The organism is Pseudomonas sp. NPDC079367, assembly GCF_044542195.1.
In the GTDB taxonomy this organism is placed as follows: Bacteria; Pseudomonadota; Gammaproteobacteria; order Pseudomonadales; family Pseudomonadaceae; genus Aquipseudomonas.
Map to the genome: position 1 here is coordinate 23,103 of NZ_JBITTW010000027.1, position 12,751 is coordinate 35,853.

At 61.7% G+C, this 12,751-nt stretch carries 12 protein-coding genes; all 12 read left to right on the forward strand.

Features of this window, described 5'->3' with window-relative positions:
• Positions 1–50 precede the first annotated feature (50 nt).
• Entirely contained in the window at positions 51–1,262 is a 1,212-nt protein-coding gene (locus tag ACIGDJ_RS19305; RefSeq protein ID WP_397480031.1) for a sensor histidine kinase, read from the forward strand.
• A gap of 5 nt (positions 1,263–1,267) precedes the next feature.
• On the forward strand, positions 1,268–2,650 hold the full coding sequence (locus ACIGDJ_RS19310) for a sigma-54 dependent transcriptional regulator (protein WP_312996757.1): 1,383 nt from the start codon (positions 1,268–1,270) through the stop codon (positions 2,648–2,650).
• A 128-nt stretch (positions 2,651–2,778) separates the two neighbouring features.
• Positions 2,779–3,108 carry a flagellar hook-basal body complex protein FliE gene (gene fliE, locus ACIGDJ_RS19315; RefSeq protein ID WP_016771081.1) on the forward strand — a complete coding sequence of 110 codons (330 nt, stop codon included), beginning with the start codon at positions 2,779–2,781 and terminating at the stop codon, positions 3,106–3,108.
• 14 nt (positions 3,109–3,122) lie between these two features.
• Positions 3,123–4,910 (forward strand): flagellar basal-body MS-ring/collar protein FliF, encoded by a 1,788-nt coding sequence (gene fliF, locus ACIGDJ_RS19320; RefSeq protein ID WP_101158637.1) that lies wholly within the window; start codon positions 3,123–3,125, stop codon positions 4,908–4,910.
• Complete coding sequence (gene fliG / locus ACIGDJ_RS19325; RefSeq protein ID WP_016771079.1) at positions 4,903–5,922, forward strand: flagellar motor switch protein FliG; 1,020 nt, start codon at positions 4,903–4,905, stop codon at positions 5,920–5,922. Before fliF ends, fliG begins: the two co-directional genes overlap by 8 nt.
• A gap of 4 nt (positions 5,923–5,926) precedes the next feature.
• Entirely contained in the window at positions 5,927–6,733 is an 807-nt protein-coding gene (gene fliH / locus ACIGDJ_RS19330; protein WP_397480030.1) for a flagellar assembly protein FliH, read from the forward strand.
• Positions 6,723–8,081, forward strand: a complete 1,359-nt coding sequence (gene fliI / locus ACIGDJ_RS19335) for a flagellar protein export ATPase FliI (RefSeq protein WP_016771077.1) — start codon at positions 6,723–6,725, stop codon at positions 8,079–8,081. The genes fliH and fliI overlap by 11 nt, the downstream gene beginning before the upstream one ends.
• 6 nt (positions 8,082–8,087) lie before the next feature.
• On the forward strand, positions 8,088–8,537 hold the full coding sequence (fliJ, locus tag ACIGDJ_RS19340) for a flagellar export protein FliJ (protein WP_101158639.1): 450 nt from the start codon (positions 8,088–8,090) through the stop codon (positions 8,535–8,537).
• Positions 8,538–8,726: 189 nt separating this feature from the next.
• A complete protein-coding gene (locus ACIGDJ_RS19345; RefSeq protein ID WP_101158640.1) occupies positions 8,727–9,032 on the forward strand; it encodes an STAS domain-containing protein in 306 nt (101 codons plus the stop codon).
• A 5-nt stretch (positions 9,033–9,037) separates the two neighbouring features.
• Positions 9,038–10,741, forward strand: a complete 1,704-nt coding sequence (locus ACIGDJ_RS19350) for a SpoIIE family protein phosphatase (protein ID WP_397480029.1) — start codon at positions 9,038–9,040, stop codon at positions 10,739–10,741.
• Between the two features lie 30 nt (positions 10,742–10,771).
• Positions 10,772–11,119, forward strand: a complete 348-nt coding sequence (locus tag ACIGDJ_RS19355) for an Hpt domain-containing protein (RefSeq protein WP_101158642.1) — start codon at positions 10,772–10,774, stop codon at positions 11,117–11,119.
• Between the two features lie 105 nt (positions 11,120–11,224).
• Entirely contained in the window at positions 11,225–12,589 is a 1,365-nt protein-coding gene (locus ACIGDJ_RS19360; RefSeq protein WP_101158643.1) for a flagellar hook-length control protein FliK, read from the forward strand.
• Positions 12,590–12,751: the final 162 nt, after the last annotated feature.

Below are 12,751 nucleotides of genomic sequence, written 5' to 3' on the forward strand. Positions count from 1 at the left end.
GCCCTCGCAACGTTCCGTTTCACTGACGGTCAGCCAAGCGAGAGAGCCCAATGCCCCAAGCCGCCCAGATCTCTTCTGCCTCCAATATCGTGGGGCATCCCTCGTCCGTAGAGCAGGCAAGTCGCCAGGGTCTTGAGCAGGCCTTCCAGCTGTTCAACCAGATGTCGAGCCAGTTGACCGACTCCTACAGCCTGCTCGAAGCGCGGGTCACCGAACTCAAGGGTGAGCTGGCCGTCGTCAGCGCCCAGCGCATGCAGGAGCTGGCGGAAAAAGAACGCTTGGCCAATCGCCTGCAAAACCTCCTCGACTTGCTACCTGGCGGCGTCATCGTCATTGATGGCCACGGTCTGGTGCGCGAAGCCAATCCGGCCGCCATCGACTTGCTCGGCTCGCCACTCGAAGGCGAGCTCTGGCGCCATGTCATCGCACGCTGCTTCGCCCCGCGTGAAGACGACGGTCACGAAATTTCCCTGAGAAACGGTCGACGCCTGTCGATTTCCACCCGCTCGCTGGACGCCGAGCCGGGGCAGTTGGTGCTGCTCAACGACTTGACCCAAACCCGGCATCTTCAGGATCAACTGGCGCGCCATGAACGTTTGTCTTCGCTGGGGCGCATGGTCGCGTCCTTGGCGCATCAGATTCGCACGCCGCTGTCCGCCGCTTTGCTCTACGCCAGTCATTTGACTGAGCAGCAATTGCCGCTGGAAACCCAGCAGCGTTTTGCCGGGCGGCTCAAGGAGCGCCTGCACGAACTGGAACATCAAGTGCGCGACATGCTGGTGTTCGCCCGTGGCGAGCTGCCGCTGACCGATCGCGTAACGCCCAATGCCTTGATGCAATCGCTGCAGGCAGCGGCGCTGACCCATGTTCAGGACCTGCCAATCCGCTGGCAGTGCGACAGCCATGCCGGTGAGCTGCTGTGCAACCGCGACACACTGGTCGGGGCATTACTGAATCTGATTGAAAACGCCATTCAGGCCAGCGCCGGCGAAGCGCGCCTGAAAGTGCATTGCTACACCAGAGGCAACACCCTGCGCTTGTGTGTCAGCGACAGCGGCAGCGGCATTGAGCCGACAGTTTTGGCGCGCCTCGGCGAGCCTTTTTTTACCACCAAAGTCACCGGCACCGGCCTTGGCCTGACCGTGGTCAAAGCGGTGGCCCGCGCACATCAGGGAGAATTGACCCTGCGTTCGCGAGTCGGGCGCGGCACTTGCGCGCAGGTCAGCCTGCCACTGTTTTCCGCTGCACAGGGAGTTGAATAATCGTCATGGGCATCAAGGTGTTGCTGGTCGAGGATGATCGTTCGTTGCGCGAAGCGCTGGCCGATACGCTGCTGCTCGCCGGCCACGACTATCACGCCGTCGGCAGCGCCGAAGAGGCGCTGACGGCGGTCGCGCAGCATGCCTTCAGCCTGGTGGTCAGCGACGTCAACATGCCGGGCATGGACGGGCATCAATTGCTCGCCTTGCTGCGCGCGCGTCAACCGCAATTGCCGGTGCTGCTGATGACCGCCCATGGCGCGGTCGAGCGTGCGGTCGATGCGATGCGCCAGGGCGCGGCGGATTATCTGGTCAAGCCGTTCGAACCCAAAGCGCTGCTTGATCTGGTCGCGCGGCATGCGCTGGGCAGCATCGACGCAGGCGAAGGGGACGGCCCTGTCGCCGTTGAGCCGGCCAGTGCGCAGTTGCTTGAGTTGGCGGCACGGGTGGCGCGCAGTGACTCCACCGTGTTGATCTCCGGCGAATCCGGTACCGGTAAAGAAGTGCTGGCGCGCTACATTCACCAGCAATCGCCGCGAGCCAGTCAGCCATTCATTGCAATCAATTGCGCGGCGATCCCGGACAACATGCTCGAAGCGACACTGTTCGGTCATGAGAAGGGCTCGTTCACTGGCGCCATCGCCTCGCAGGCCGGCAAGTTCGAACAGGCGGACGGCGGCACCATTCTGCTTGATGAAATTTCCGAAATGCCGATGGGCTTGCAGGCCAAACTGTTACGCGTACTGCAGGAGCGTGAGGTCGAGCGCGTGGGTGCGCGCAAGCCGATCAGCCTGGATATCCGCGTGGTCGCCACAACCAACCGCGATCTTGCTGGCGAGGTTGCAGCGGGGCGCTTCCGTGAGGATCTGTTTTACCGCTTGTCGGTTTTTCCTCTGGCTTGGCGTCCACTTCGCGAGCGCACTGCCGATATCCTGCCGCTGGCGGAAAAGTTGCTGGCCAAACACGTCAATAAAATGAAGCACGCAGCAGCGAAGCTGTCCCCCGAAGCGCAAGCCTGCCTGACCGCGTATCCGTGGCCAGGCAATGTACGTGAACTGGACAACGCCATTCAGCGCGCGCTGATCCTGCAGCAGGGCGGCTTGATCCAGCCGCAGGATTTCTGCCTGACCGGTGCGGTGGCTTTTGCCCCATTGCCCGTCGCGGCGCCAATAATCCGCGACGTGGAAATCGAGGCAGATTCCTCCGGCGCTCTGGGCGAGGACCTGCGCCGCCGGGAGTTTCAGATGATCATCGACACCCTGCGCGCCGAGCGTGGCCGGCGCAAGGAAGCCGCCGAAAAGCTCGGCATCAGCCCGCGCACTTTGCGCTACAAGCTGGCGCAAATGCGCGATGCCGGGATGGACGTCGAAGGCTATCTGTTCGCCACCTGACTGATCGCGAGAACAATCAAACTGCTTTTCTCAAAGGGGTGCCCATTAGCTGGCACCCTTGTTGCTAATACCTGTGTACCCGCCGAGTGAAGTGTCAAAAAATTGCGGGCCGCCCAAGAGAGTAGACCATGAGCCAAGGTATTGAATTTAATCGGTTGATGATGGACATGCAGGCCATGAAAGTGGATGCCATGTCTGCGCGTAAATCGACTGCCGCTGTCCCTGAAATTGCCGGCAGCAGCTTTTCCGACATGCTCGGTCAGGCGATCAATAAAGTCAGCGATACCCAACAGGCGTCGACTCAACTGGCCAATGCTTTCGAGATCGGCAAGAGCGGTGTCGACCTGACCGACGTGATGATCGCGTCGCAGAAAGCCAGCGTGTCGTTCCAGGCTCTGACCCAGGTGCGCAACAAGCTGGTCCAGGCTTACCAAGACATCATGCAGATGCCGGTTTAAGGGCGAATTAAGTCATGGCAGAAGCAGTCGCTGATAACGTTCCGGCCAAGGCCACCCCGATCGACGGCAAACCGCCGCTGTTCGGCCTGTCCTTTCTGGATAATCTTTCCCAGATGACCGTGCTGCGTCAGGTCGGCCTGTTGGTCGGTCTGGCTGCAAGCGTGGCGATTGGCTTTGCCGTGGTGCTGTGGTCGCAGCAGCCGGATTACCGTCCACTGTACGGCAGCCTTGCCGGCATGGACGCCAAACAGGTCATGGAAACCCTGGCCGCCGCTGACATTCCTTACAACGTAGAACCCAATTCCGGCGCCTTGCTGGTCAAGGCCGACGACCTGTCCCGTGCGCGGATGAAACTCGCTGCCGCTGGTGTCACTCCCAGCGATGGCAATATCGGTTTCGAAATCCTCGACAAGGAACAAGGTCTGGGCACCAGCCAGTTCATGGAAGCGACCCGTTATCGTCGCGGCCTCGAAGGCGAACTCGCGCGGACCATCTCCAGCCTGAACAACGTCAAGGGTGCTCGCGTGCACCTGGCGATTCCGAAGAGTTCGGTCTTCGTCCGTGACGAGCGCAAGCCAAGCGCTTCGGTACTGGTCGAGCTTTACAGCGGGCGTTCGTTGGAGCCGGGGCAGGTGGTGGCGATCATCAATCTGGTGGCGACCTCCGTTCCGGAATTGAGCAAATCGCAGATCACCGTCGTCGATCAGAAGGGCAACCTGCTTTCCGATCAGGCGGAGAACTCCGAGATGACCATGGCCGGCAAGCAGTTCGATTACAGCCGCCGCATGGAAAGCATGCTCACCCAGCGCGTGCACAACATTCTGCAACCGGTACTGGGCAACGATCGCTACAAGGCTGAAGTTTCGGCCGACGTCGATTTCAGTGCCGTCGAATCGACCGCCGAGCAGTTCAACCCCGATCAGCCGGCGTTGCGCAGCGAACAATCGGTCAATGAACAGCGCACCGCCAGCAATGGCCCGCAAGGTGTGCCGGGTGCCCTGAGCAACCAGCCACCGTCGCCGGCCTCGGCGCCGCAGACCACCGGCGGCACCGCTGCAGCGGCCGGCATGATCCAGCCGGGTCAGCCACTGGTTGACGCCAACGGTCAGCAGATCATGGACCCTGCCACCGGCCAGCCAATGCTCGCGCCGTATCCGGCCGACAAGCGTCAACAATCGACCAAGAACTTTGAGCTCGACCGTTCGATCAGCCACACCAAACAGCAGCAGGGCCGTCTCAATCGCCTGTCGGTGTCGGTGGTGGTCGATGATCAGGTCAAGATCAACCCGGCCAACGGTGAAACCAGCCGCGCGCCGTGGAGCGCCGACGAATTGGCGCGCTTCACGCGACTGGTGCAGGACGCCGTCGGTTTCGACGCCAGCCGTGGCGACAGCGTCAGCGTGATCAACATGCCGTTCTCCGCCGAGCGCGGCGAAGTGATTGCCGATATTCCGTTCTACTCCCAGCCATGGTTCTGGGACATCGTCAAACAAGTGCTGGGTGTGCTGTTCATCCTCGTGCTGGTGTTTGGTGTGCTGCGTCCGGTGCTCAACAACATCACCGGCGGTGGCAAAGGCAAGGAGCTGGCCGGTCTGGGCAGCGACGTGGAACTCGGTGGCATGGGCGGCCTGGACGGCGAACTGGCCAACGACCGCGTGAGCCTCGGTGGTCCGCAGAGCATTCTGTTGCCGAGCCCGAGCGAGGGTTATGACGCGCAGCTGAATGCAATCAAGAGTCTGGTAGCTGAAGACCCGGGTCGCGTGGCTCAGGTCGTGAAAGAGTGGATTAACGCAGATGAGTGATAACCGAGCCGCCACCGTCAAACTGACCAAGGTCGACAAAGCCGCGATTCTGCTGCTGTCCCTGGGTTCGACCGATGCTGCGCAAGTGCTGCGCCACATGGGCCCCAAAGAGGTTCAGCGCGTCGGCGTGGCCATGGCGCAGATGGGCAACGTACATCGCGAACAGGTCGAGCAGGTGATGAGTGAGTTCGTCGACATCGTCGGCGATCAGACCAGCCTCGGCGTCGGTTCCGACGACTACGTGCGCAAGATGCTCACCCAGGCCCTGGGCGAAGACAAGGCCAACGGCCTGATCGACCGCATCCTGCTCGGTGGCAACACCAGCGGCCTCGACAGCCTGAAATGGATGGAGCCGCGCGCAGTCGCCGACGTGATCCGTTACGAACACCCGCAGATCCAGGCGATCGTGGTCGCGTACCTCGATCCGGATCAGGCCGGTGAAGTGCTAGGCAACTTCGACCATAAAGTGCGTCTGGACATCATCCTGCGCGTTTCGTCGCTGAACACCGTGCAACCGGCTGCCTTGAAAGAACTCAACCAGATTCTCGAGAAACAGTTCTCCGGCAACTCGAACGCCTCGCGCACCACACTCGGTGGTATCAAGCGTGCGGCCGACATCATGAACTTCCTCGACAGCTCGATCGAAGGCCAGCTCATGGACTCGATCCGCGAAGTCGACGAAGACCTGTCCGGTCAGATCGAAGACCTCATGTTCGTGTTCAACAACCTGGCGGACGTCGACGACCGCGGGATTCAGGCGCTGCTGCGCGAAGTCTCGTCCGACGTGCTGGTGCTGGCCCTCAAGGGGTCGGACGAAGGCGTCAAGGAAAAGATCTTCAAGAACATGTCCAAGCGTGCGGCCGAACTGTTGCGCGACGACCTCGAGGCGAAAGGCCCGGTGCGCGTCAGCGACGTCGAGACCGCGCAGAAGGAAATCCTCACCATTGCCCGTCGTATGGCCGAAGCCGGCGAGATCGTGCTCGGTGGCAAGGGCGGCGAGGAAATGATCTAAGCCCATGGACAAGCCTGACGAGTCTGTGACGGATCTGATCCGCGCCCGCGATGTTCGTGGTTTCGAATCCTGGGCGCTGCCCAGCTTCGACCCGCCCAAGCCTGAGCCTGAGCCGGAACCGGAGCCCGAGCCGCCGGAAATGGAAGAAGTGCCGCTGGAAGAAGTCCAGCCACTGACTCTGGAAGAACTCGAAAGCATCCGTCAGGAGGCTTACAACGAGGGCTTCGCCATTGGCGAAAAGGAAGGGTTTCACAGCACCACGCTGAAGGTGCGTCAGGAAGCTGAAACAGCACTGGCGGCGAAAGTCGCCAGCCTTGAGCTGTTGATGGCCAACCTCTTCGAACCGATCGCCGAGCAAGACACACAGATTGAAAAGTCGCTGGTCGACCTCGTGCAACACATTGCCAAACAGGTGATCAAGCGCGAACTGGCCATCGATTCGAGCCAGATCGAACACGTCATGCGCGACGCCCTCAAGCTGTTGCCGCTGGGTGTGGAAAACGTGCGCCTGTACGTCAATCCGCAGGATTTCGCCCAGGTCAAAGCCCTGCGCGAGCGCCACGAAGAAACCTGGCGCATCGTCGAAGACGAGTCGCTGTTGCCGGGCGGCTGCCGGGTTGAAACCGAGCACAGCCGCATCGACGCCAGTGTGGAGTCGCGGGTGACCCAGGTCATGGCCAAGCTGTTCGACCAGCTGCATGAGCAGGCCCTGCACCCGGCAGCGCCGGACTTGAGTCTGGAGATCCCCGAAGACACCCCAGCGGTTGTCGACTCTGACGAGCCGCGCGCGGACGCCAGCGATGCGCCTTGAACGCACCAGCTTCGCCAAGCGCCTGAGCACCTACGCCGAGGCCACCGAGATTGCCGGCGCGCCGATCCTTGAAGGTCGGCTGCTGCGCATGGTCGGCCTGACCCTCGAAGCCGAAGGCCTGCGCGCCGCCATGGGCACCCGTTGCATGGTGATCAACGACGACAGCTATCACCCGTCTCAGGTGGAAGCAGAAGTCATGGGCTTTTCCGGCAGCAAAGTCTTTCTGATGCCGGTCGGCAGTGTCGCCGGCATTGCCCCGGGCGCCCGCGTAGTGCCCCTGGCCGATACCGGTCGTTTACCGATGGGCATGAGCATGCTCGGCCGTGTCCTCGACGGCGCCGGTCGCGCGCTGGACGGCAAGGGCGGGATGAAAGCCGAAGACTGGGTGCCGATGGACGGCCCGACAATCAACCCGCTCAACCGTGATCCGATCAGCGTGCCGCTGGATGTCGGCATCCGTTGCATCAACGGTTTGCTGACGGTCGGCCGTGGCCAGCGTCTGGGTCTGTTCGCCGGTACCGGTGTCGGTAAATCGGTGCTGTTGGGCATGATGACCCGCTTCACCGAGGCCGACATTATCGTCGTTGGTCTGATCGGTGAGCGTGGTCGCGAAGTTAAGGAATTCATCGAGCACATCCTCGGTGAAGAGGGCCTCAAGCGCTCGGTGGTGGTTGCCTCGCCGGCGGACGATGCACCGCTGATGCGTATGCGCGCGGCGATGTATTGCACGCGCATCGCCGAGTATTTCCGCGACAAGGGCAAGAACGTTCTGTTGCTGATGGATTCGCTGACTCGTTTCGCCCAGGCCCAGCGGGAAATCGCTTTGGCCATCGGCGAGCCGCCAGCAACCAAGGGCTATCCGCCCTCGGTGTTCGCCAAACTGCCGAAACTGGTTGAGCGTGCGGGTAACGCGGAGAAGGGCGGTGGTTCGATCACGGCGTTCTACACCGTACTGTCCGAAGGCGATGACCAGCAGGATCCGATCGCCGACTCGGCGCGCGGTGTACTCGATGGCCACATCGTCCTGTCGCGGCGCCTGGCCGAGGAAGGCCACTATCCGGCGATCGACATCGAAGCGTCGATCAGCCGGGTGATGCCGGCGGTGGTTTCGCCAGATCACATGCAGCGTGCGCAGTATTTCAAGCAGCTTTGGTCGCGCTATCAGCAGAGCCGCGATCTGATCAGCGTCGGCGCCTACGTCGCCGGCGGCGATCGCGAGACCGACCTGGCGATTTCCCTGCAGCCGCAGTTGGTCAGGTATCAGCGCCAGGGCCTCAACGACAAAATCAATCTGGGTGAGAGCCAGGCCTATCTGGAAACCCTGTTCGCCCCTGCGGCGGGCGGGTAACCGGCCATGGCCGTCAGTCGCGCCGCGCGCCTTGCACCGGTGGTGGAAATGGCCGAACAGGCCGAGAAAGCCGCCGTGCAGCGGCTTGGTTATTTCCAAGGTCAGGTAAAAGTCGCGGAAAGCAAACTGGCCGACCTCAATGCCTTTCGTCTGGATTACTCGCAGCAATGGATCGTGCGCGGCAGCACCGGCGTCACCGGGCAATGGCTGCTGGGCTTTCAGGGCTTTCTGGCGCAACTCGACACCGCCGTCGACCAGCAACGGCAAAGCCTGGTCTGGCACCAGAACAAGCTCGACAAGGCGCGTGAGGAGTGGCAACAGGCGTTTGCCCGCGTCGAGGGTTTGCGCAAACTGGTGCAGCGCTATCGCGACGAGGCGCAGCGCCTTGAGGACAAGCGCGAGCAGAAGCTGCTGGATGAGTTGTCGCAGCGCTTGCCGCGACGTGATGCCTTCTAAACCTCAGCGCTAATCCCTGTGGGAGCGGGCTTGCTCGCGAATGCATTCGACCAGTTGATGCAATATTGACTGACACGCCGCATTCGCGAGCAAGCCCGCTCCCACACTTGTTCCACCGTTGCGCCTTGCCCCAACCCTATCCAGCTGCTAAACCTTGTACAGGTTCGTCAATGACAAGGAAGCCAGTCAATGTCAGTCGTTACAGAAGTTTCACCGGATGGTCACAAGCTGACCATCGCGGTCAAAGGCCGGTTCGATTTCGGCCGCCATCAAGAATTCCGTGAGTCGTATGAGCGGCTCCCGCGCAAACCCGAATCCATCGTGGTCGATCTCAAAGAGGCCACTTACCTCGACAGCTCGGCGCTGGGCATGCTGCTCTTGCTGCGTGACCATGCCGGCGGCGACGAGTCGGATATCCGCGTCGTCAACAGCAGTTCCGATGTGAAGAAAATCCTCGCGATTTCCAACTTCGACAAACTCTTCGACATCAGTTGACGCCCATGCAGGCGCAAGAGCCGCTCACCGTTCTTATTGCCGAAGACAGCGCCGCCGACCGGCTGCTGCTGTCGACCATCGTCCGTCGTCAGGGCCATCAGGTTCTGACGGTGGCCAACGGTGCCGAAGCGGTCGATACCTTCAAAAAACAGCAACTCGATCTGGTGCTGATGGATGCGTTGATGCCGGTGATGGACGGCTTTGAGGCGGCGCGGCAGATCAAGGCGCTGGCAGGTGAAGCGCTGGTGCCGATCATCTTCCTCACCTCGCTGACCGAAAGCGAAGCGCTGGCCCGTTGTCTGGAGGCCGGTGGCGACGATTTTCTGGCGAAGCCTTACAACCAGGTGATCCTCGCCGCCAAAATCAAGGCGATGGATCGTTTGCGGCGTCTGCAGGCGACGGTACTGCAACAGCGCGACCTGATCGCCAGGCATCACGACTATCTGCTCAACGAACAACGCGTGGCCAAAGCGGTGTTCGACAAGGTTGCGCATTCGGGCTGCCTGAGTGCGCCGAATATCCGTTACCTGCAATCGCCGTACGCACTGTTCAACGGCGACTTGTTGCTCGCGGCGTACACGCCGGCCGGTGACATGCACGTCATGCTCGGCGATTTCACCGGCCACGGTTTGCCAGCGGCGGTGGGTGCCATGCCGCTGGCCGAAGTGTTCTACGGCATGACCGCCAAAGGTTACGGGTTGGCGGAAACCCTGCGCGAGATGAACGCCAAGCTCAAGCGCATCCTGCCGGTGGACATGTTCTGCTGCGCCACGTTGCTCTGTTTGAGTTTCCAGAGCCGCTCGGTAGAAGTGTGGAACGGCGGCATGCCCGACGGATACTTGCACCGCATGGCCAGCGGCGAGCGGGTGCCTTTGCCGGCGCGACATCTGCCGCTGGGGATTCTCGGTGCGCAGGCCTTCGATGACCGTACGGATGTGTACCCGATGGCTGTTGATGATCGGGTGTTTCTGCTGTCCGACGGGGTCATCGATACCTGCGATGCCAATGACCAATTGTTCGGCGTCGAGCGCCTGCAGCAGGTCTTTGCGGCGAACCGGGAGCCGGATCGGCTGTTCGAGGATATCGAGCAGGCGTTGCGCGATTTTCGCGGACAGGCCCGGGATGACGTGAGCATGGTCGAGGTCAGCCTGCTGGAGTCGGCGCAGGCGCACGGCGCGGCGCCGGTGTACTCCGACAGCGGCCAGTCGTGCCCGCTGGACTGGTCGGCCAGTTTTGAGTTTCGCGGTGCCACGCTCAGGCGATTCAATCCGATGCCGTTCCTGTTGCAGTTGCTGCTTGAGGTACACGGCCTGCGCGCGCAAAGCGGGGCGCTTTATAGCGTGCTCGCCGAGTTGTATTCCAACGCGCTGGAGCATGGCGTACTCGGGCTGGATTCCAGCCTCAAGCGCGATGCCACTGGGTTTGCCCGTTATTATGAAATGCGCGCGGCGCGGCTGGAGGCGCTGCAGGACGGCTTCGTGCGCGTGCATCTACAGGTGAAACCGCAAAGTGAGGGTGGACGCCTGGTGATCCGGGTCGAGGACAGTGGCGAGGGCTTCGATGTCGCGCGGGTCATGGAGCGGCCCGTGGATAACGTCCGCTTGTCGGGCCGTGGCATCAGTCTGGTCCGGCAGTTAGGGCGCAATGCCAGTTGGTCGGACCAAGGTCGTAGTGCCAGCGTGGAGTTTTTCTGGGAGATTGGGGCATAATCCGCCCATTCTTGATCAAGGAGTGAGCAAGTGACTGACCCACATGTAGATCGCGATGTCCTCGACACCTTGCGCGAGGTGATGGAGGACGGCTATCCGGAATTGCTGGAGACTTTTCTGGCAGATTCGGAAAGCCGCCTGCACGAATTGCAGGACAGCACCAGCGCCAAAGCGTTGTCTGATGTCGCCCACAGCTTCAAGGGCAGCGCCAGCAACATGGGCGCCATCCGGCTGGCAGCGTTGTGCCAGGATCTGGAGTCGAACGCTAAGGACAAAAGTCCGGAAGCGCTCGCGCAACTGGTTGCCGACATCCATTCTGAATTCGTCGACGTACGCCCGGTGTACGAAAACGAAAAGCACCACGTCCACACCCACTGAATCCGTCGTCCGGCGCTTTTCGCAGGTGTCTGGCCAAACTGGCCCGGCACTTGCAGTCATTTTGCTCAACTGTACCTACGATCCCAGTGCAGCGGAGACCGTGTCATGCCTGCGACCCCCAACATTCTTCTTCAGACCGCCGCTCAGGCCAAGGCGCAAGCAGCCTCTGCCAAATCGTCGGCAATGGCCGCAGATGCCGGGGACAAGGCTTCCAGCTTCGCCAAAGTGTTCGCCGATCAGGCGCCGGCCAAGCCTGCCGTGAGTGCTGACAATTCAGTCAAACCGGCACGCGACAAGGTCGCAGACGGCAGCAACAAAAAGGACGTCGGCAAAGATCAGTCTGCCGCGCCTGAGCCAGCGGTTGCCGATAGCGGCAAAGCGTTGCCTGCCGAAAAACCGGCGGCGAGCGAAGACGCGAATGCCGCAGACGATGACGCCACTGAAACAGTACAAACCCCTGTGGCCGATGCCGCGCCGGCAGACCCGACGCTCGATCCGGCCTTGGCGCAAATCGTCCAGCCACTGGTGGCAGCGCCTGTTGTGCCAGCCCCCGTAGTCGCAACGCCAGCCCAGCCGGAAACCGAAACACCTGCCTTGGCCGCGGTGCCGGGCATGGTCAAGGATCCGGCGGCAACCGACAGCGATTTCGATCCTTCGGCTGACCCGCTTGACTCGCTGCCAGCCGTTCGCATGGCGATGGAGCAGGGCGGGCATATTTCCGCCGCCAGCCAGGCTCAGCCCAAGGCTACTCCCGCGCAAGCTCAGGCCGACGGCGAACTCACCGCGGCGCAGAACTTCGCTGCCGGCATGGCCAGCATGCTGGACGTGCAGGCAGACAAGGACAGCACCAGCCAGGGCGGCGAAAAGGCCTTTAGCGGGCTGATCGATGATGGCCTGAAGGATCTGAAATCGGCTACCAGCGACACCCGCGTCGACGACTTCGCCAACCGACTGGCAGCACTGACCCAAGCCGCCACGCCAAAAACCGCCAATGCGCTGCCGGTGAATCAGCCGATCGCCATGCATCAGAGCGGCTGGACCGAAGAAGTGGTCAACCGCGTCATGTACCTGTCCAGCGCCAACCTGAAAGCCGCCGACATTCAGTTGCAACCGGCGGAGCTTGGGCGCCTGGATATCCGCGTGAACATGGTCCCTGATCAGCAAACCCAGGTGACCTTCATGAGCGCGCACCCGAGCGTGCGTGAAGCGCTCGACAGCCAGATGCATCGCCTGCGCGACATGTTCAACCAGCAGGGCATGGGCCAGGTCGACGTCAACGTCGCCGACCAGAACCGTGGCTGGCAGGGGCAAGGGCAGGAGCAGGCGCAGCAGGGCCAGAGCGGTCGCACCAGCGCCGCGGGCGGGCGTCTGGATGCGGCGGATGAAGAATTGGCACCCGCTGCTATTGCCGACGTCGCCGCTCAAACAACAAGCGTGATCGGCACCAGCGCAGTCGACTATTACGCCTGATGTAACGCAGAACCCAGTGTGGGAGCGGGCTTGCTCGCGAACGCGGCGTCACATTCAACATTGAGGTTGTCTGTCACACGGCATTCGCGAGCAAGCCCGCTCCCACAGTTGTTTTGCGGTGCCATCCAATATCCTCCGGACACTTCTGGCATAACACTTGCT

What these genes read in the sequence shown, in the direction of transcription:
- fliG (WP_016771079.1), top strand. Translation starts at nt 4,903, where the DNA reads ATGAGTGATAACCGAGCCGCCACCGTCAAACTGACCAAGGTCGACAAA.
- fliF (WP_101158637.1), top strand. Translation starts at nt 3,123, where the DNA reads ATGGCAGAAGCAGTCGCTGATAACGTTCCGGCCAAGGCCACCCCGATC.
- ACIGDJ_RS19360 (WP_101158643.1), top strand. Translation starts at nt 11,225, where the DNA reads ATGCCTGCGACCCCCAACATTCTTCTTCAGACCGCCGCTCAGGCCAAG.
- ACIGDJ_RS19345 (WP_101158640.1), top strand. Translation starts at nt 8,727, where the DNA reads ATGTCAGTCGTTACAGAAGTTTCACCGGATGGTCACAAGCTGACCATC.
- fliJ (WP_101158639.1), top strand. Translation starts at nt 8,088, where the DNA reads ATGGCCGTCAGTCGCGCCGCGCGCCTTGCACCGGTGGTGGAAATGGCC.
- fliI (WP_016771077.1), top strand. Translation starts at nt 6,723, where the DNA reads ATGCGCCTTGAACGCACCAGCTTCGCCAAGCGCCTGAGCACCTACGCC.
- ACIGDJ_RS19350 (WP_397480029.1), top strand. Translation starts at nt 9,038, where the DNA reads ATGCAGGCGCAAGAGCCGCTCACCGTTCTTATTGCCGAAGACAGCGCC.
- ACIGDJ_RS19310 (WP_312996757.1), top strand. Translation starts at nt 1,268, where the DNA reads ATGGGCATCAAGGTGTTGCTGGTCGAGGATGATCGTTCGTTGCGCGAA.
- fliE (WP_016771081.1), top strand. Translation starts at nt 2,779, where the DNA reads ATGAGCCAAGGTATTGAATTTAATCGGTTGATGATGGACATGCAGGCC.
- fliH (WP_397480030.1), top strand. Translation starts at nt 5,927, where the DNA reads ATGGACAAGCCTGACGAGTCTGTGACGGATCTGATCCGCGCCCGCGAT.
- ACIGDJ_RS19305 (WP_397480031.1), top strand. Translation starts at nt 51, where the DNA reads ATGCCCCAAGCCGCCCAGATCTCTTCTGCCTCCAATATCGTGGGGCAT.